We start from the raw sequence: 18827 nt of genomic DNA on the forward strand, positions 1-18827 counted from the left end.
GGCAGATCGAGAACGGCCTGCATTGGATGCTCGATGTCCATCTCGATGAGGACCTCAGCCGTGCCCGCAAGGACAATGCTCCCGCCAACACAGCCCTTCTCAATCGCCTCGCCAGAAACATCCTCCAAGCCGCCGATACCGCCAAAGTTCCCATCAGCCATCGCATCAAGAAATGCGCCTGGAATGACGACTATCTCATCAATGCGATCACTCATATGCGATAGCCCTGCCCTTGTTGTGGGAGAAGGGAGAGAGCTGCCGCTACGCGTCCGCCTTGAAGGTCTGCTTCTGCTGCCCGAGCCCTTCGATGCCGAGCTCGACGACGTCGCCGGGCTTCAGGAACACCGGCGGCTTCATGCCGAGGCCGACGCCGGGCGGCGTGCCGGTCGAGATGATGTCGCCCGGATGCAGCGACATGAACTGGCTGAGATAGGAGACCAAGTAGGCGACGCCAAAGACCATCGTCTTGGTCGAGCCGTTCTGCATCGTCTTGCCGTTGACCTTCAGCCACATCGGGATGTTCTGCGGGTCCTTCACCTCGTCCTTGGTCACCAGCCACGGGCCGATCGGCCCAAAGGTGTCGCAGGACTTGCCCTTGGTCCACTGGCCCTGCCGCTCGGCCTGGAAGGCGCGCTCGGAAACGTCATGCGCGACGCAGTAGCCGGCGACATAATCCAGCGCCTCGGCCTCGCTGACATATTTGGCAGTCTTGCCGATGACGACGCCAAGCTCGACCTCCCAGTCGGTCTTCACCGAGTTGCGCGGGATCAGCACGTCGTCGTCCGGCCCGACAATGGCCGAGCTAGCCTTCATGAAGATGATCGGCTCCGGCGGCACGGTGGCGCCGGTCTCGGCGGCGTGGTCGGAATAGTTCAGACCGATGCAGATGAACTTGCCGGTGCCGGCGACGCAGGCGCCGATGCGCGGCCTGCCGGAGACCGCCGGCAGCGATTTCGGATCGAGCTTCGACAAAGCCTGCAGCGATGCCGGATCAAGCGCCTTGCCGGCAATGTCGGCAACATGAGCGGAGAGGTCGCGGATCGTCCCATCCGCATCGAGCAGGCCGGGGCGTTCGCTCCCCGCCTCGCCATAGCGCAGCAGTTTCATGCAATTCCTCTCCTTGGTTCAGTTGAGCTCAGATCGACCAGCCACCGTCGATATTATAAGCCTGCCCAGACGTATAGGTGGCGCCGGCGAGATAGACGGCGAGATCGGCGATTTCCTCGGGAGTGCCGAGACGGCCCATCGGCTGGCGGGCGATGAAGGCGGCGCGGGCCGCCTCGTAGTCGCCTTGCGCATGCATGCGGCCCTCCAGCGATGGGCTTTCGACGGTGCCGGGGCAGATGGCGTTGCAGCGTATGCCCTTGCCGACATAGTCGGCGGCAATCGACTTGGTCAAGCCGATGACGGCGGCCTTGGTTAGCCCATAGACGAAGCGGTTCGGCACGCCCTTGGTGGAGCTCGCCAGCGAGGACATGTTGATGATCGAACCGTCGCCGCGCTCCAGCATGCCAGGCAGCACTGCGCGGATGGTGCGGATCATCGAACGAACATTGAGGTCGTAGGCGAAGTCGAGGTCGGCATCCTTCATGTCCAGGATCGAGCCCGAGTGGACGAAGCCGGCGCAGTTGAAAAGCACATCGACGACGCCGATCGCGGCAAAGCCTGCCTTCACCGCTTCGTCGTTCAGCACGTCGAGCTTGCGGGTGTTGATGCCAGGCGTCTTGCCGAGTTCGGCGAGCAGCACCTCGTTGATGTCAGTGGCGTGGACGACGGCGCCCGCCTTGGCGAAGGCCAGCGCGCTCGCCCGGCCGATGCCTTGTGCCGCCGCCGTGACGACAACGACCTTGCCTGTCAGATCCGCCATTTCTTTCTCTCCTCGCCTGTCAGTAGCCAAGCCGGTTTTTGCCGGCGCTCGGCCAAGGCGCAATGTGCCAGATATGCACTATCGTGCCGCCTGTTGCTGTCCGCCTAGGCCAAATGTTTTTTCTCGGTAAAGAACATCTTTTGGCCCGTCAAGCCCGGACGTTCTCTTCGAGCGTCCGGCGGAAGCTCAGTCGCCGTAGGGCACCCAGACGTTCTTGACCTCGACGGCACGGCGCAGAAAGGCGTCTCCTGCGGCTTCGCCCGACGCCCAGTCGAGGCTGCGGCCGTTGCCGGTCCAGACGCGCTTCAGGTTGCCGATCGAATCGGCTTCGGCCTTGGCGCAGGTCTCGGCATCGGCGAAGACCCACAAGCCATCGACATCGTCGTGCTTGGCCAAGACGCTGGCGAGCTCGGCGCTGCGGCCGGTGACGATGTTGATGGCGCCGGCTGGAGCGTCGGAATACTCGATGACCTGGTAGAGGTCGGTGGCGAGCAGCGGATGTCTTTCGGAAGGCACCGCGACCACGGTGTTGCCCATGGCGAGCGCCGGCGCCACCAGCGAGATCAGGCCAAGCAGGGGCGCATTGTCCGGCGCGACGATGCCGACGACACCGACCGGCTCTTGCAGCGCCAGCGTGACGGCGCGCGCCGGCGGCTGGTGGACGCGACCCTCGAACTTGTCGGCAAGGCCGGCATAGAGGAACAGCCGCTCGATCGACAGCTCGACCTCTTCGCGGGCGGCCTTGGCGGTGGCGCCGGTGAGGTGGGTGAGGCGCGCGGCAAATTCGTCGGCACGGCCGGACAGGTTTTCGGCCAGATAGTAAAGCACCTGGCTGCGGTTGTAGGCGGTCGCCTCCGGCCAGCTTTTGCAAGCACGCGCGGCCGCGACGGCGTCACGGATATCCTTGCGATTGCCAAGACCGACTTCGCCGGCGAGCTTGCCCTTGGCGGTGGCGACGGCCATCGAATGGTTGCCGTCGGGCCGCACCTGCTTGCCGCCGATGAACAGCTTTGCCGTGCGGTCGATAGCGTCACCGTCGGGCTGCTCGACGGGCAGGGCCGAAACTGCTGCCGGCTTGACGACCGGGCCGAGCGGCAGTTTCGCAGAGAGGTATTCGAACATGCCCTCGCGCCCGCCTTCGCGGCCGAAGCCGCTCTCGCGGTAGCCGCCGAAGCCGCAGGCGGCGTCGAACATGTTGGTGCCGTTGACCCAGACGACGCCGGCCTTCAATTGCGGCGCGACGTGGAGTGCGAGGTTGACGTTTTCGCTCCACACCGAAGCGGCCAGCCCATAGCGCGTGTTGTTGGCGAGCTCGACCGCCTCCTCGGTGTTGCGGAACGTCATGGTCGCCAGCACCGGCCCAAACACCTCTTCCTGCGCCAGGATGTTAGCCGGCGAAACGCCGGTGGCGAGCGTCGGCAGATGATAGTAGCCGGAAGACGGCAGCGCCGCATCCGGTTGCCAGCAGACGGCGCCCTGCCTGGCGCCCTCGGCGACCAGTCCCTTGACGCGCTCCAATTGGGTGCTGTCGACCAGCGGGCCGATATCGGTGTTCTTGTCGAGCGGGCTGCCGACGCGCAGCCGGCTCATCCGCGTCTTGACCTTGGCGATGAAGGCGTCGGCGATGCCTTCCTGCACCAGAAGGCGCGACCCGGCGCAACAGACCTGGCCCTGGTTGAACCAGATGCCATCGACCAGCCCCTCGACGGCGCTGTCGAGATCGGCGTCCTCGAAGACGACGAAGGCCGACTTGCCGCCGAGCTCCAGCGATATTTTCTTGCCCGAACCCGCGGTGGCTTTCCTGATGATCTTGCCGACCTCGGACGAGCCGGTGAAGGCAATCTTCTGGATGCCCGGATGATTGACGATGGCCGCACCCGCCTCCGGCCCGCCCTGGACGATATTGACGACGCCCTTCGGCACGCCGGCACGCTCGCAGATCTCGGCGAACAGGATGGCGGTGAGCGGGGTGAACTCGGCCGGCTTCAGCACCACGGTGCAGCCGGCGGCGAGCGCCGGCGCGATCTTCCAGGCCAGCATCAGCAGCGGGAAGTTCCACGGGATGATCTGGCCGACGACGCCGACGCCCTTGTGGCCGGGAAAATCCTTGTCCAGCGCCTGCGCCCAGCCGGCATGGTGGATGAAATGGCGGATCGCCAGCGGCACGTCGATGTCGCGGCTTTCGCGGATCGGCTTGCCGTTGTCGATCGTCTCCAGCACCGCAAACAGGCGCTGGTGTCGCTGCATGGCGCGGCCGATGGCATAGAGCATCTTTGCGCGCTGATAACCGGAGGACGCGGACCACTTCGGCAGTGCCTTGGCGGCGGCCAAAACCGCAGCGTCAATATCGGCAGAGCCGGCATCCGAGACCTTGGCCAGCAGCTTTCCCGAAGACGGTTCGCTGGTGTAGAAGGTCTTGCCGCCGCTGGCCGCTTTCCAGTCGCCGCCGATGAACAGGGCTTTGGAAAACTCGCGCGCGGCAAGCCAGGCATCGGCCTCGTTGCGGGCCTCCGGCGCCGGGCCGTAATCCATGGCGTGATAGCGTTCGAGAATGTTCATGGCGCGCTCCTTTGCGAGGAGATTTTCAGTGAGGCTGGCGAAGGAACTCTACGTGCATTGCTCTGATCGGGCGCTAAGCCATCGCGTGACGATGGTTGGCCGAGTAATGACCGGTGAGATGATGCTCGAGCTGGCGCTCGATGTCGGTCAGAAGGCTCGATGCACCGAAGCGGAACAGTTCTGGCTCCAGCCACGGCCGGCCAAGCTCTTCCTTCATCAGCACCAGCCAGTCGAGCGAGGCCTTTGCCGTGGAAATGCCGCCGGCCGGCTTGAAGCCGATGAGATAGCCGGTTTCCTCAAAATAGGCGCGGATGGCACGCACCATGGCCAAGCCGACCGGCAGCGTCGCGTTGACGCTTTCCTTGCCGGTCGAGGTCTTGATGAAATCGGCGCCCGCCATCATCGCCACCATCGAGGCGAGCATGACATTGCGCAGCGTGGCAAGATCGCCGGTGCCGAGGATGACCTTCAGATGCGCCTCACCGCAGGCGGCACGCATCGAAACAATCTCGTTATAGAGTTCCTGCCATTTCGCGGCGAATACCAGTCCGCGCGGAATGACGACGTCGATCTCGTCGGCGCCGTCCCGCACCGAAGCCTCGATCTCCTGCAGGCGCGTCGAAAGCGGGGCAAGGCCATGCGGGAAAGCCGTCGAAACAGCGGCGACGTGGATGCCGGTGCCGCGCAGCGCGTCGACGGCGGTGGCAACGAAGGGATGGTAGACGCAAACCGCCGCCGGGCGAATCTTCTCGCCTGCTATGCCGAGGCCTTCGACGATGTCGCGGCGGAACGGATTGACTGCCTTGGCGCAAAGCCGGCGCACGCGCTCGTCGGTGTCGTTCGAATTCAGCGTCGTCAGGTCCATGCAGGCCACGGCGCGCAGCAGCCAGGCCGCCTGATTGTCGGCCTTGATCGAGCGCCGCTTTGTCAGGCTGGCGACGCGGCGTTCCAGCGCCGAGCGATTGACGCTGCGCATCGACTCCATGAAGCCGAGGTCGAGCTTCATGCCGGGATTGCGGGCAAAGCCGTGAGTTTGCAGCGCCGGCGTGTTAGCGGCGGTGCGCGCCGGCAGCGGCGTGATCTTGGACGCGCCAAGGCTGCCGGCATTGGGATCGGCTTCGCGGATTGTGCTGCTCATCTCCTGCCCCTTCGTTCAGCGACGACGCTTCACGTCGTTGTGCGTGTCGTTGCCCCAAAACCGCTCAGCACTTTTGGGCGACAGGCACCAAGGATAGCCCGTGAAGCAGCGCTTCACGAGTCCTTCAGGCGGTCATATCGGAAAAAGGCTATCAAAGCAGTAGGTTTTTGACCGCATGGTCAAAACATGTGGCTGGAGTGTTTGGAGGCGGGACGAAGCGGCCGGCGTCTCAGCCGACGAAGGCGCGCTCGACGACGAAACTGGCCGGATGAGACAGCGAGCCTTCCTGGAAGCCAAGGCTTTCGGCGAGTTCCTTGACGTCCTTCAGCATGTGCATCGAGCCGCAGATCATGATGCGATCGGTCTCCGGATTGAGCTTTTCGATGCCGAGGTCGGCATAGAATTTTCCCGAGCCGATCAGAGCGGTGATGCGGCCCATGCGCTCGGAGATCTCGCGCGTGGTGGAATTATAGAGGGTGACGCGGCCGCCGGTCAGTTCGCCGATCAGCGGATCGTTCTCGAGCGCCGCCACCAATTCCTGGCCATACATCAATTCGGCCTTGTCGCGGCAGGTGTGGGTCAGGATGACCTGCTCGAACTTCTCATAAGTGTCGGGATCACGCAGCAGGCTGGCGAACGGTGCGATGCCGGTGCCGGTCGAGATCATGAACAGGCGCTTGGCCGGGGTGAGCGCGTCGAGCACCAGCGTGCCGGTCGACTTCTGGCGCATGATGATTGTATCGCCGACCTGGATCTTCTGCAGCTCCGAGGTCAGCGGGCCGTCCGGCACCTTGATCGAGAAGAATTCCAGCTCGTCGTCCCAGGACGGGCTGGCGATCGAATAGGCGCGGAACACCGGCTTCTCGGCATTGGGCAGGCCGATCATGACGAACTCGCCGGAACGGAAGCGCAACGACTGCGGCCGGGTGATGCGGAACGAAAACAGCCGGTCGGTATAGTGCTTCACTGAGGTGACGGTTTCGGCATAGACATTGGCCGGAATCGGGAACTGCAGCGGCCGGGCGCCGGCGATGTTGAGCGCGGATGTGATGTTCATCAAACCTAACCTTCTGGCCCAACCCCGAGGCGCTGACGCCGAACCTTCTCCTGCGCGCCCGAACGATCAGGTTCCGGCGTGCCGTTTGCACACTCCGAGATGCTAAGCTCTTGTGTCCGGAATTTATTAGTATACAAATGATATTAGCGTCAAGACACCAGCGTAAAACACCTTTCCAAACTGAGTCATATCCGTAGTCCGGGCATTTCGGGTTTCGACAATGAAAGAGAATTTTTCGGCGTTGCCTGGCAATGTCGTCGCCGGCATCGATGTCGGAGGAACCTTTACCGACCTGCTTCTGATCGACGGCCGTGACAGTGGCCGGGTGCATATCGCCAAAACACCTACCACCGTCGACAACCAGGCTTTCGGCGTCGTTTCGGCGCTTGGCGCCACCGGCTTTCCGGTCGACGGCATCGACCTCATCGTGCACGGCACGACGACCACCACCAATGCCGTGCTGGAGCGCCGGCTGGCGAAAACCGGCATGATCACCACGCGCGGCTTTCGCGACGTCATCGAGCTTGGCCGGCGGACGCGGCCGCAGCCCTATGGCATGACGGGCAGCTTCGTGCCGGTCATCCCGCGCAATCTGCGGCTCGAAGTGTCAGAGCGTGTTGAGGCCTCCGGAGCGGTGCGCATGCCGCTCGATGAGAACGAGATGCGGGATGCGGTCAAAAAGCTGATCGAGGCTGGCTGCGAATCGCTCGTCATCCACTTCCTGCATTCCTATGCCAATCCGGCGCATGAGCGGCGCGCGGCCGAGATCGCCGCCGAGCTTTGGCCAAACGGCCACATCACATCAGGCCATGCGCTGTTGTCGGAAGCGCGCGAATTCGAGCGCGGCGTCACCGCTTCGGTCAACGCTTCAGTGCAGCCGATCCTCGAGCGCTATGTCGAACGGTTGCGCAAGGAACTGGCAGCCAAGGGCTATGCCCGCGACTTCCTGATCATGAACGGCAATGGCGGCATGATCTCGGCCCGCTTCGTTACACGCGAATCGGCGAAGACCGTGATGTCGGGGCCGGCGTCCGGCGTCATCGCAGCCGCCTATACCGGCAAGCGCGCCGGTTTCGAAAACCTTGTCACCTACGATATGGGCGGCACCTCGACCGACGTAGCGCTGATCCGCAATGCAGAGCCGGCTGTGTCGAACGAGATCGAGATCGAATATGCGATGCCGATCCACGTGCCGATGGTGGCGGTGCATACCGTCGGCGCCGGCGGCGGTTCGATCGCCCGCGTCGACGCGGCGGGCCTGATCCAGATCGGCCCGGAAAGTGCAGGCGCCAATCCCGGCCCGATCTGCTACGGACGCGGCGGCAGCGAGCCGACGATCACCGACGCCAACCTGGTGCTCGGCCGGCTGGCGCCGAAGAAGCTGCTGGCGGTTGAAAATCCGGTGACCGTCGAACACGTCACCGGCATATTCGAAGACAGGATCGGCCGCGCCACCGGCCTGTCCGGCGTCGAGGCGGCGGGCGCGGTGCTGCGGCTGGGCAACATGAAGATGGCCGGCGCCATCCGCATGGTGTCGGTATCACGCGGCCATGACCCGCGCGATTTCGCGCTGTTCGCCTTTGGCGGCGCCGGACCGCTGCATGCGACCGCGCTGGCGCGCGAACTCGGCCTGCCTAAAGTGCTGGTGCCGGCGCGGCCGGGCATCACCAATGCGCTCGGCTGCGTCGTCGCCGACCTGCGCCACGATTTCGTCAACACGGTCAACCAGCCGGTGACCGGCCTCGACGAAACCCACCTTCACGGGATATTGGAACGGCACCGAAATGAAGGCGAAGAACTGATCGGCAAGGAAGCCGTGAGGCCGGAGACGATCCGCGTCACGCATTCCGCCGATATGCAGTTCGTCGGCCAGACCCACATCATCAACGTGTCGCTGCCGTCATCCTCGGTGACACGTGAAACATTGCAGCAATTGTTCGAAAGAGCCTATTTTGCCCGCTTCAAGGTCGAGTTGCCGGAGATCCGCGCCAATCTGGTCAACCTCAACACTTCGGTAACCGGCGTGCGGCCGGCGATCGACCTTTCACGGTTGATCGACCCGGCGGGGCGCGCGACAACGCTTGATGAGGCACGGCACGAGATCCGGCCGGTCTGGTATGGCGGACGCTGGCACGACACCCCGGTCTATAGCAGGGAAAAGCTGCCGCCAGACGCCGTCATCGAAGGGCCGGCAATCCTCGAACAGATGGACGCCACCACCGTGCTCGAACCCGGCGACCGGGCGCGATCGGACGCTGACGGCAACATAATCATCGACATCGGCGAGGCCTGACATGGCAAAACTCGACGCCATTACGCTTTCGGTCCTCCAGGCGGCGCTGCAGCAGGTCTGCGACGAGATGGACCTGACCTTTTCCCGCGCTGCGTTCTCGCCCGTGATCGCGGAGGCCAACGACCGCTCTGACGGCATCTATTCGGCCGTCGATGGTTCGCTGATCGCGCAAGGCAGCCAAGGCCTGCCGGTGTTCGTCGGCGTCATGCAATATTCGACCAAGACGGTGATCGAGATGATCGCCGCCGGGCGCTGCCTGCCGCCGGAGCCGGGCGATATCTACATCGTCAACGACCCCTATCTCGGCGGCACCCATCTGATGGACGTGCGCTTCGCCATGCCGGTCTACAGGAACGGCAAGATCTTCTGCTGGCTGTCGAACACCGGCCATTGGCCTGATATCGGCGGCTCGGTGCCGGGCGGCTTTTCCGCCTCGGCAACGGCGGTCGAGCAAGAAGGGCTCCGGCTGCCGCCGGTGAAATTGTTCAAGAAGGGCGTGCTTGATCCGGAGATATACGCCATCATCTGCTCCAACATCCGCGTCGCCGACCAGCGCATCGGTGACATCCGAGCACAGGCGGCAGCGCTGCTGATCGGTCAAGACCGGCTTATCGGAATCCTGGATCGTTACGGAGACGAAACAACTGTCGAGGCGATCGCCGAACTGCGTCGCCGCGCGGCCGAACAGATGCGCGCCAACATCGCCGCCATTCCCGACGGCGTGTACCGTTCCAACGCTTTCGTCGATTCCGACGGGGTGGTGAACGAGCCGCTGACCATCGCCCTTGTCATCGAGAAAAAGGGCGACACGCTCAGCTTCGATTTCGCAGGCTCGTCGAAACCCTGCGCCGGGCCGATGAACAGCGTGCTGGCAACGACCTTGTCCTCGGTCTATCTCGCCATGCGGCACATCTTCCCGGACGTGCCAATCAGCGCCGGCGCCTTCGAGCCGCTGATCGTCAAGCGGCCGGAAGGCACCTTCCTCGACGCAAAATATCCGCGCCCGGTGTCGGGCTGCGCAGCCGAGGTTTCGCAGCGCATCGCCGAGGCGGTATTCGCGGCGATGGTGCAGGCGCTGCCGGACAAGGTGACGGCAGCTCCAGCCGGCTCCAGCGGCAATTTCGCGCTCGGCGGCAATGATCCCGCGCGCGGCCGCGACTATGTCATGTACCAGATTTCCGGCGGCGGCTATGGCGGCAATGCCGCCCACGACGGCCTGACCAATGGCTGTTCGACCATCGGTATTTCCAAGTCGCCGCCGGTCGAGATCATGGAGCAGGCTTTTCCGGTGCTCTATCGCCATTATGCCTTGCGCGAAGGCTCGGGCGGTGCCGGCAAGCATCGTGGCGGTTTTGGGCTCGCCTATGAGGTAGAGGTTCTGCGCGGCGATGCCCGTGCCTCCTTCGTCATGGACCATGGCCGCTTCGGCCCGCAGGGCGCGCTGGGCGGCAAGGACGGCGCGGTCAATACGGTGACCGTGTTCCGCGGCGGCGAAGCGCATGTGCCGCCGCATCTTTCCAAGGAGCAGGACATCGCGCTGAAGGCCGGCGACCGCGTGCGGGTCGGCACGCCGGGTGGCGGCGGCTATGGCGATCCGTTCCAGCGCGACGCCAATCTGGTGCTGAGGGATGTCGCCCTAGGCTATTACACGCCCGAGGAGGCCGGGGAAAAGTTCGGCGTCGCCCTGTCGGCGGACGGGCTGGCGATCAACCGGGCAGCGACGGAAAAGAGGCGCGCTGGCTGAGCCCTAGGCCAGCTTGGCCAGTAGCCTCATGAATGTGGCGGCTTCCTTGGCCGAGAGCGGCGCCAGTGTCTCTTCGGTGATCTCGCGGGCGACCGGGATCAGGCGCTCGATCGCGTCGCGGCCCTCGGCGGTCAGATTGACCAGCAGGCGCCTCTTGTCGACCTCGTGTTTGCTGAGTTCGACAAAGCCACGCGCTTTCAGCCGGTCGATGACCCCTTTCACTGTCGCTGCGTCCATGGCGATCAGGCTGCCGAGCTGGTTTTGCGAGGTCTCGCCGATGTCGCGCAGCTTGGCCAAGGCGGCGAATTGCGGCGGCGTCAGGTCGGCGATGTGCGCGGCAAAGATCGCGACATGGCGCTGGTGAGCCTTGCGCAGGATGAAGCCGACCTGCTCCTGCAGATGGTAGTCGTTCTCCTCCGGCTCGTCGGCCTCGACCAGCTTGAGCAGATTCTCCTCGCCGCCGCTCACCGCAGCCCGTCCCATGCCTTGATGTCTTTTGCCGCGAGGCCACCCATGCGATCGTGGACGCGCGGGCCGCAGGTCATAGCGAGACAGAAAAGGATCTCGTCGGGACGAGGGCCGTCGCTGATGCCGACTTCCATGGCGTCGAAATGGCTGCGCACATAGGCGGCGTTGATGTGGCCGAGCGGCACGTCGAGCCGCGAGCCGAAAGCGCCGACCTTCTTTGCCGACGGCACGATCGCCTTGGCGTCGCCGAGCCGCTCGCGCATCGCATAGCCACCCGGTACATGCCACAGCGCGCCATGCTCCAGCTCGCCCGCCGAGCCGACGATGGCGCCCTTGCCGTAACCGTCGATCTGCTTGGCGTCGCCACCCAAGGCGGCAATGAGCCGGTCAGCGAGCATCAGGCCGAGCGGCTTCAGGTCGTCCATGGCGCCTTGCAGTTCTTCCACGTAGCGTCCGGCGAACGGGTTCCCCACCACTGCCATGGCTGCAGCGCGGCGGCGCGGTACCTTCGCCACCGGTCCGCCGTCGTGAAAGATCTCCTCGGTCAGAACCGCAATCTTGCGGATCGGAAACTCAGGCATGGGCAACTTCCTTCCCTGGACTTTTGTTGGGCGCGGCGAGCGCCACGGAACCACTGATGCGTGTCTGGCCGGCAAGGAACAGCGCCGACGCGGCAATCAGGCCGCGCCGCCGGAAATCTTCGGCGACGGCAACCCCGCTGTCCAGCGCGACGGCGATTTCGCCTGATGAAAGCGGGCCGACGCCTTGGGTGACCAAACGGTCGCCGAGGTCGCTGTCCGGCGCCAGGTCGCGTGCCGGCACCCGCTCGACGGCGGGATGACCGGGCAGGTCGACGGCGTTGGCAATCAATGTCGCAGCGGCATCGGCTTCGGCACCGGTTTGCGCCAGCACGGTGACGGCGTCGGCGATGCCGAGCGAAAAGGAGCGGCCGCGCCAGCCGCTGGTCGCGACACCGCGAATTCCATCCTCCGCACGGAGGACGACGCGATCGGAAAGACCATGTCCAGTTCCGGCGATGGCCAGCGTCATGGATTGGCCGATGCCGAGATGGATGGCACTGTCGCCGCCATTGTTGACATAGGCGCGGTCAAGCCGCCGCCCGGCAAGCAAGGCTTCCAGCATCTCGTCGGCTACTGAACCGGCGACGGCGGCCATCGGCGTGATGAAGCTTTGCGCCAACGGCGCGACTGCCGCCTCCATGCGGCGCGCCGTCGGGCCAGCGAAAGCACGCGGCCGCGACGAGGACGGACGGCGCAGTTCGGGCAGCTCCGCGACCAGTTCCGGCAGGATGGTCTGGAACCGTGCCACCGCTTGGCCGTAGGCGGCGCGGCATTCGCCCGCATCGCCGAATGCCTCGATGACCAGGTCGATCGGGCCATGGTTGAGATGCAGCCGACGGCCGTCCTGCAGCCAATGCGCTTGCGGGCCGTTCATCACTTGGCTCCGTTCGCCGCTGCGCGCCGCAGTTGCGCCAGCGGCGGCCACGGATTGTCGGCCGGCGCACCGGTGCCATGGCGCGGATTGAGATATTCGCCGCCCTTGGCAAGGATATCCTCGACGCTGCGGATCTCCGCTTCGTAGCCTCCGAGCCTGACATAGTCGTCGCGGCGTAGCGTGAACTCGATCGGCGCCACCAGCGCCGGGGTCGGTACATAGCCAAAGGCACCTTCCGGCACGCGGGTGACATCGACCATCAGCGTGATGCCGCCGCCCGGCCAGACATAGACCGGCGCGCCGCCTACGGTGACATACGTCGTCAGGCCCTGCACCGAGCGGGTGAGGTTGACCGGATTCTCGGTGACGCCGGCGCGTAGCGAGCCGCCGGCTCCCCCGATGAACAGCACAGTGCACAGCGCCGGTTCGCAATTGTCCTCGATCAGCCCGACCGATTTCTGCAGCCGCTCCGGGAACGGTTTCTGCACCGGCTTCAATTCGTCGTCGAGTTCGTAATAGGCGAACTGCTCGCCGGTGGTCGAGACCATCAGCAACGACAGGCCGGGGCGCGCGCCCTTCTTCGCGTTCCATTCGCCGAGGATCGACAGCGGATCGGAAATGCTGGTGCCGCCCCAGCCAAGGCCGGGCTCGGACACCTTGAAATAGCGGCCCGGCGTCGAGCGGCGGCCGATGATCTTGATGCCGGTATCCTGCCAGCCCAGTACCTTGCCTGCCTGATGCTCGGAGACGACGCCGGTGATGTGGTCGTCGACCACCACCACCTCGTCGACCAGGCCGCGCCATTGGGTGGCAAACATACCGATGGTGGCCGAGCCGCAGCCGACGCGCATGCGCTGCTCGAGCTTGCCGTCGATGACCGGCGGCTTGCCGGCTTCGACGATGACCGTGGCACCGCCGTCGATGGCAAGTTCGACCGGCTTGCGGTTGCACAGATTGAGCAACGCATCGCAGGTGGCGCGGCCTTCGGCCTTGGAGCCGCCGGTCAAATGATGCACGCCGCCCAGCGACAGCATCTGCGAACCGTACTCGCCCGTCGTGACATGGCCGATCGCCTCGCCTGCCGCGCGCACCGTCGCCGTTTCGGGGCCGATATGACGATCGGTGTCGATCTTCACCTTGACGCCGCAGTACGAGAAGATGCCCTCGGTGACGACGGTGACGAGATCGACGCCTTCGACCTCTTGGCTGACAATGAAAGGGGCTGGCTTATAGTCGGGATAGGTGGTGCCGGCACCGATCGCAGTGACGAAGCGGCGACCGGTGTTGACCAGTTCGCCGTCCCAGGCCTCGCCTTCGGCAACGAAGGGCACGACAGCGCCGCCGGTTTCGGCCGCGTGGTCGAGGATGGTCAGCGGATCCATGCGCACGATCCTGCCGCCGACATTGCCGTAGCGGTCGCAGGCGCCGGTGCGGCCGTCGGCGATGTAGCACATGACCGGACAGGCATCGCAGCGGATCTTTTCCATCACCTGCTTCTCGCTGGGATCGTGGGTTTCGAAGCGTTCGGCAAGCTCGCTCATTGGTGTGCCTCCCTGTCGTGGATCACCTTGTCGCGGATCGCGGCCCGGATGCGGGTCGGCGTCGCCGGAACCTTGGTGACCAGCACGCCGGTGGCGTGGCGGATGGCATTGAGGATCGCCGGTGCTGTCGGGATCAGCACATGCTCGCCCAACCCCTTGGCGCCAAAGGGTCCCTCCGGGTCCGGAACTTCGATCAGGATGGTCTCAATCGGCGGCACGTCGCCAATCGTCGGGATCAAATAGTCGTGCAGATTTTCAGTGCGGCCGGGGATGTATTCCTCCATCAACGCCATACCGATGCCTTGCGCGATGCCGCCCTCGATCTGGCCTTCGGCGAGTAGCGGATTGATCGCCTTGCCGACATCATGCGCGGCGGTGATCTTGACAAGCTTCACCGTGCCGAGCTTGAGGTCGACCTCCAGTTCGGCGATCTGCGCGCCATAGCCGTAGACAGCATAGGGTTTGCCTTGGCCCTTGGAGTCGAGCGGCAGCGTCGGCGGGTCGTAGCTTTCCTCGGCGCAAAAGACCAAGCCGTCGGCATCGGCCTTCAGCACCGACAGATCGAGATGCCGTATCGCTTCGCCCTCGCGGATGACCAGGCTCGCGCCATCGAGGGCGATCCCCGCCTTATCCGAGACATTGGCAAAGCGCAGGATCTCGTCGCGCAAGGCACGGCCGGCCTTTTCGACGGCCTTGCCGGTCACGAATGTCTGGCGCGAGGCCGATGTCTTGCCGGCATCGGGCGTGATCGCGGTGTCGGCGCTCTTCAGCCGGAATTTTTCGAGCGGCAGGCCGAGCGCGTCGGCGCAGATCTGGGCGATGACCGTGTTCGAACCTTGCCCGATATCGACAGCACCCTGATGCAGGATGACCTCACCCGAGGCCGAGATGCCGACCCTGATGGTCGACGGGTTGGGCAGCGAGGTATTGCCGCAGCCATACCAGCACGACGCGACGCCGACGCCGCGTTTCCTTGTGCTGCTGCCGGCGTTGAACAGCTCGGCATCGGCGAGCGCGCGCTCCCAGTGCGGCCGCAGCGCCTCCAGGCAGTCGGCGATACCGACACCCGATTCCAGTCGCTGTCCAGTAACCGTTTCGGAACCGTTACGAAGGCAGTTTTTCAGACGGAAATCGAGTCTGTCCATGCCGAGCTTCTCAGCCAGCTCGTCATAGAGGGTCTCTTGCATAATCGTCGCCTGCGGCACGCCAAAGCCACGGAAGGCGCCTGAGATCGGGCCGTTTGTGTGGATGGCGCGCCCTTCGGCGCGGTAGTTCGGCGTGACATAGGGGCCGGAGGCGTGAACCGGCACGCGGTTGGCGACCGTCGGCCCCCAGCTGGCATAGGCGCCGGTGTTGAAATCGCCCGAGAAAACCATGCAGGTGACGCAGCCATCGCCATCGGCGCCGATGGTTGCCTCCATCTCGGCGGGATGGCGCTTGGTGGTCGAGATCATCGATTCATTACGGGTGTAGGCGAGCGCCGCCGGCCTGCCTGTCTTCATCGCCACCAGGCCGATCAGCGGCTGCAGCGAAACGTCGAGCTTGGAGCCGAAACCGCCGCCGGTTGCGGTAGGCACGATGCGCACCTTTTCCGGCGCAAGGTCGAGCACCTTCGCGGTGTCGTCGCGGTCCATGTAGGGCGCCTGCGTACAGGCAACGACGACCAGCGTGTCGCCGTCCATGTAGGCATAGCCGGCTTCCGGCTCGATATAGGCGTGCTCGACATAGGACGTATCAATGCTGCCGGAGACAGTGAAAGCAGCACCGGCAAGTGCTGCTTCGGGGTCGCCGCGCTCGACAAAGCCTGACGTGAGCAGGTTCGCTGGACGGTTGCCGTGGATCAATTCGGCGCCGCCGGCCCGCGCCTTGCAAGGCTGCAGGACATGCGGCAGTTCGGTCCAGTTAACCGGAAAATCCGAAAGGTCGAGATCGAGGATCGCTTCGCGCTCGCCAGCAACCAGCGCCACCGCCTCGCCGCGAAAGCGCGCGCTGCCTTCAGCCAATGCCGGCTGGTCGGCAAACGGCCCGATGACGCCGAAACAATTCGTTCCCGGAATGTCGGCTGCCGTGAAGATGCCGGCGATGCCGGGACGGGCTCTTGCCCAGACGTCGAGATCACCAAAGGAGAAGCGTGCATGATAATGCGGCGAGCGGACTACCAGCACGGCAAGCGCATCGGCAGGAAAGCTGTCGCCACCGAATTTTTCGCCGCCGGTGACCTTTGGCAGGCCATCGAGGCGGATCGGCGAGGCGCCGACCGCATGGCCGGATTGCGGCATGCGATGGTCGAGGCCGCCGGTATGGCGCGACGCATCCATCACCGCGGCGACGATCTTCCGGTAGCCGGTACAGCGGCAGAGGATGCCGCCCAGCGCATCCTGCGTTTCGGTCTCGGTCGGGCAGGGTATCCTGTCCAGAAGCGCCGTTGCCGCGACCAGCAGGCCGGGCGTGCAGATGCCGCATTGCGCCGCGCCGTGGTCGAGAAACGAGGCTTGCAGCGCCGACAGTCTGCCATTGGCGAGGCCTTCGACCGTGGTCAGCTTGGTGCCGGTCGCGGATGCCACCGGCACCAGACAGGCGCAGACCGGATTGCCGTCGACAAGCACCGTGCAGGCGCCGCAGTCGCCGGCATCGCAGCCGACCTTGGTGCCGGTCAGGCGCAGTTCGTCGCGCAGCACCGCGGACAGCCGGCGCACCGGCGGTACCGAAACCCTGACGGCGGCGCCGTTGACCTCGAAAGCGATGTCGGCGCGCTCCATGCTCATGCCAGGCTGAGCTTTGCTCATGCCGCCACCTTTTCCACAGGCGCATGACCGGCGGCAGCGAGAACGGCACGAGCGACGATCTCGCGCGCCGCGTCGAGCCGATATTCGGCACTGCCGCGCACATCGCCGATCGGCGATAGCTCGTCCATCGGCGCGGACTGTATCGCATCGGCTAGCGCGTGGCTGGCAGGCTGGCCGCGCAAGGCTGCCTCGACACCCGCAAGACGTTTGGCAACCACCGAACAGGAGCCGACGGCGATTGCCGCGTCGCTGACGATGCCATTCTCGATGACCAGGCGTGCTGCCGTCATGGCGATGGAGATGACGAGATAGTGCCGCGCGCCGAGCTTGACGAAAGCAGAGGTTCCGGCGGCCGCATGCTTCGGGACACGGATGGCCGTGACCATTTCGCGCTGCTGCAAGGCCGTCCGGCGATTGCCTAGGATGAATTCCCCCAGCGGCAGATAGCGGGTCGCCGCCGCCGAACGCAGTTCGACCTCGGCGTCGAGGATGAGCAGCGCCGGCACGCCGTCGGCCGCCGGAGAGGCATTGCAGAGGTTGCCGGCGATGGAGGCAGCATTCTGGATCTGCACCGAGCCAACCTCCCGTGCCGCCTGTTTCAGCGCATCGAAGGCCACCGGCAGCGGATGACGGACAAGATCGGTCCAGGTCGTGCGCGCGCCGATGACCCAATGGCTCTCCGTCTCAGCGATCCCGCGCAAGACCGCCAGGCCGTTGATGTCGAGGATATTTTCGCGGAAAGGCTTGCTGCCCTGCGCCGGATAGAAATCGGTGCCGCCGGCAAGGATGCGCCACGGAGCCTCGTCAAGCAAAGCGAGCGCCTCGTCTACCTCGGTGGGTTTCGCGTAACGGATCACGCTTTGCCTTCCCAGAAAATGGGGCCTTCCCAGAAAATGGGCCTTCCCGGCATCCGGACCCGGTATCCGGACCGATCAAATTCATTCGTATGCAAATGATATCAAGCCGGCTGAAATTGTCAAAGCCAGAGTTTTGCGCCGCTATCCACCCAAGCGAGGCCGGCACGCATTTGTTATGCCGTTGGAGGTTGACGCAGCCGGCCATCTGGTCAAGTTTCTGCATCCGGTCGCATCAGCGTTTTTTACTGGAGTCGGCGCCGGAGGTTGAGGAGAGAAGGAGACCCCATGGCCGACGAAGCGCTTGTTGTCATCGACCTGCAGAACGACTTCTGCCCGGGCGGCGCGCTGGCGGTGGCCGGCGGCGACGAGATCGTGCCGCTGGTCAACGACCTGATCCGGCGGACGGAGCATGTTGTGCTGACGCAGGACTGGCACCCTGCCGGCCATTCGAGCTTTGCCTCCAGCCATCCCGGAAAGCAGCCCTTCGAAACGATCGAGATGCCTTATGGCCAGCAGACGCTGTGGCCGGACCATTGCATCCAGGGCAGCCTGGGTTCGGATTTCCACTCAGGCCTCGCCTGGACCAAGGCCGAACTGGTGGTCCGCAAGGGGTTTCGCCCGGCGATCGACAGCTATTCGGCGTTCTTCGAGAACGACCGGACGACGCCGACCGGCCTTGCCGGCTATCTGAGGGAGCGCGGCATCGACACGCTGACCCTGGTCGGCCTGGCGACCGACTTCTGCGTCGCCTTTTCGGCGCTCGATTCGATAAAGCACGGCTTCAGGACAAGTGTGCGGCTCGATGCCTGCCGCGGCATCGATCTCAACGGCTCGCTCGAGACGATGCTGAACCAGATGCGCGATGCCGGCGTGACGCTGGTGTCGTGATTTCGGAGTTCGTTTAATTTTTGATATCGGGCTCCGAGTGAACCTCGACATCAAAACGGTACTAGAAATCAACAACTTGCTAGTGCCCCTCGATTCTGAAATTGCCCCTGATATCGAACTCATGCGAATTTTCAGAATCGGGATATTAAGTTGAACATCGCCAATCGCATCCGA

14 protein-coding genes and 1 pseudogene are annotated in these 18827 nt (G+C 64.5%); 4 read left to right on the plus strand and 11 right to left on the minus strand.

The window, feature by feature from the left end; translation table 11 throughout:
- Window positions 1–224: pseudogene (locus EN859_RS39275) on the plus strand (ISAs1 family transposase); the annotation flags it as partial.
- Between the two features lie 37 nt (window positions 225–261).
- Here EN859_RS39275 and EN859_RS16690 read toward each other — a convergent pair.
- From EN859_RS16690 to EN859_RS16710, 5 genes are all read right to left on the minus strand, one after another.
- Entirely contained in the window at window positions 262–1107 is an 846-nt protein-coding gene (locus tag EN859_RS16690) for a fumarylacetoacetate hydrolase family protein (RefSeq protein ID WP_127853997.1), read from the minus strand.
- Window positions 1108–1135: 28 nt separating this feature from the next.
- The gene (locus tag EN859_RS16695) at window positions 1136–1867 is read right to left on the minus strand and encodes an SDR family oxidoreductase (RefSeq protein WP_127853998.1); all 732 of its coding nucleotides are present in this window, start codon (window positions 1865–1867) and stop codon (window positions 1136–1138) included.
- Between the two features lie 186 nt (window positions 1868–2053).
- Window positions 2054–4426, minus strand: a complete 2373-nt coding sequence (locus tag EN859_RS16700; RefSeq protein WP_127853999.1) for an aldehyde dehydrogenase family protein — start codon at window positions 4424–4426, stop codon at window positions 2054–2056.
- Between the two features lie 73 nt (window positions 4427–4499).
- Window positions 4500–5564 carry a deoxyribose-phosphate aldolase gene (gene deoC / locus EN859_RS16705; protein ID WP_127854000.1) on the minus strand — a complete coding sequence of 355 codons (1065 nt, stop codon included), beginning with the start codon at window positions 5562–5564 and terminating at the stop codon, window positions 4500–4502.
- 229 nt (window positions 5565–5793) lie between these two features.
- Window positions 5794–6621 carry a ferredoxin--NADP reductase gene (locus EN859_RS16710; RefSeq protein WP_127854001.1) on the minus strand — a complete coding sequence of 276 codons (828 nt, stop codon included), beginning with the start codon at window positions 6619–6621 and terminating at the stop codon, window positions 5794–5796.
- A gap of 220 nt (window positions 6622–6841) precedes the next feature.
- On the opposite strand from EN859_RS16710, the gene EN859_RS16715 reads away from it, so the two are divergent.
- Both EN859_RS16715 and EN859_RS16720 read left to right on the plus strand, forming a co-directional pair.
- On the plus strand, window positions 6842–8914 hold the full coding sequence (locus tag EN859_RS16715; protein ID WP_127854002.1) for a hydantoinase/oxoprolinase family protein: 2073 nt from the start codon (window positions 6842–6844) through the stop codon (window positions 8912–8914).
- Window position 8915: 1 nt separating this feature from the next.
- A complete protein-coding gene (locus tag EN859_RS16720) occupies window positions 8916–10658 on the plus strand; it encodes a hydantoinase B/oxoprolinase family protein (RefSeq protein ID WP_127854003.1) in 1743 nt (580 codons plus the stop codon).
- Window positions 10659–10661: 3 nt separating this feature from the next.
- On the opposite strand, the gene EN859_RS16725 is transcribed toward EN859_RS16720, so the two are convergent.
- From EN859_RS16725 to EN859_RS16750, 6 genes are read right to left on the minus strand one after another with little or no spacing between them, the layout of a single operon-like run.
- A complete protein-coding gene (locus EN859_RS16725; protein ID WP_127854004.1) occupies window positions 10662–11141 on the minus strand; it encodes a MarR family transcriptional regulator in 480 nt (159 codons plus the stop codon).
- Window positions 11123–11707, minus strand: coding sequence for an amino acid synthesis family protein (locus EN859_RS16730; protein WP_127854005.1), 585 nt, complete (start codon window positions 11705–11707; stop codon window positions 11123–11125). Before EN859_RS16730 ends, EN859_RS16725 begins: the two co-directional genes overlap by 19 nt.
- On the minus strand, window positions 11700–12581 hold the full coding sequence (locus EN859_RS16735) for a UPF0280 family protein (protein ID WP_127854006.1): 882 nt from the start codon (window positions 12579–12581) through the stop codon (window positions 11700–11702). Before EN859_RS16735 ends, EN859_RS16730 begins: the two co-directional genes overlap by 8 nt.
- Window positions 12581–14122 carry a 6-hydroxynicotinate reductase gene (locus EN859_RS16740; RefSeq protein ID WP_127854007.1) on the minus strand — a complete coding sequence of 514 codons (1542 nt, stop codon included), beginning with the start codon at window positions 14120–14122 and terminating at the stop codon, window positions 12581–12583. The genes EN859_RS16735 and EN859_RS16740 overlap by 1 nt, the downstream gene beginning before the upstream one ends.
- Window positions 14119–16908, minus strand: coding sequence for a molybdopterin-dependent oxidoreductase (locus tag EN859_RS16745; protein ID WP_127854008.1), 2790 nt, complete (start codon window positions 16906–16908; stop codon window positions 14119–14121). The genes EN859_RS16740 and EN859_RS16745 overlap by 4 nt, the downstream gene beginning before the upstream one ends.
- Window positions 16905–17765, minus strand: coding sequence for a xanthine dehydrogenase family protein subunit M (locus tag EN859_RS16750; protein WP_127854009.1), 861 nt, complete (start codon window positions 17763–17765; stop codon window positions 16905–16907). Before EN859_RS16750 ends, EN859_RS16745 begins: the two co-directional genes overlap by 4 nt.
- Window positions 17766–18050: 285 nt before the next feature.
- On the opposite strand from EN859_RS16750, the gene pncA reads away from it, so the two are divergent.
- The gene (pncA, locus tag EN859_RS16755) at window positions 18051–18653 is read left to right on the plus strand and encodes a bifunctional nicotinamidase/pyrazinamidase (RefSeq protein ID WP_127854010.1); all 603 of its coding nucleotides are present in this window, start codon (window positions 18051–18053) and stop codon (window positions 18651–18653) included.
- Window positions 18654–18827 lie beyond the last annotated feature (174 nt).

Source organism: Mesorhizobium sp. M00.F.Ca.ET.216.01.1.1 (genome assembly GCF_004010325.2).
Lineage (GTDB): Bacteria > Pseudomonadota > Alphaproteobacteria > Rhizobiales > Rhizobiaceae > Mesorhizobium.

Coding starts and splice junctions, on each gene's coding strand:
- EN859_RS16730 (WP_127854005.1), bottom strand. CDS start 11,707: ATGCCTGAGTTTCCGATCCGCAAGATTGCGGTTCTGACCGAGGAGATC.
- EN859_RS16740 (WP_127854007.1), bottom strand. CDS start 14,122: ATGAGCGAGCTTGCCGAACGCTTCGAAACCCACGATCCCAGCGAGAAG.
- EN859_RS16735 (WP_127854006.1), bottom strand. CDS start 12,581: ATGAACGGCCCGCAAGCGCATTGGCTGCAGGACGGCCGTCGGCTGCAT.
- EN859_RS16700 (WP_127853999.1), bottom strand. CDS start 4,426: ATGAACATTCTCGAACGCTATCACGCCATGGATTACGGCCCGGCGCCG.
- EN859_RS16720 (WP_127854003.1), top strand. CDS start 8,916: ATGGCAAAACTCGACGCCATTACGCTTTCGGTCCTCCAGGCGGCGCTG.
- EN859_RS16715 (WP_127854002.1), top strand. CDS start 6,842: ATGAAAGAGAATTTTTCGGCGTTGCCTGGCAATGTCGTCGCCGGCATC.
- EN859_RS16745 (WP_127854008.1), bottom strand. CDS start 16,908: ATGAGCAAAGCTCAGCCTGGCATGAGCATGGAGCGCGCCGACATCGCT.
- EN859_RS16690 (WP_127853997.1), bottom strand. CDS start 1,107: ATGAAACTGCTGCGCTATGGCGAGGCGGGGAGCGAACGCCCCGGCCTG.
- EN859_RS16725 (WP_127854004.1), bottom strand. CDS start 11,141: ATGGGACGGGCTGCGGTGAGCGGCGGCGAGGAGAATCTGCTCAAGCTG.
- pncA (WP_127854010.1), top strand. CDS start 18,051: ATGGCCGACGAAGCGCTTGTTGTCATCGACCTGCAGAACGACTTCTGC.
- EN859_RS16710 (WP_127854001.1), bottom strand. CDS start 6,621: ATGAACATCACATCCGCGCTCAACATCGCCGGCGCCCGGCCGCTGCAG.
- deoC (WP_127854000.1), bottom strand. CDS start 5,564: ATGAGCAGCACAATCCGCGAAGCCGATCCCAATGCCGGCAGCCTTGGC.
- EN859_RS16695 (WP_127853998.1), bottom strand. CDS start 1,867: ATGGCGGATCTGACAGGCAAGGTCGTTGTCGTCACGGCGGCGGCACAA.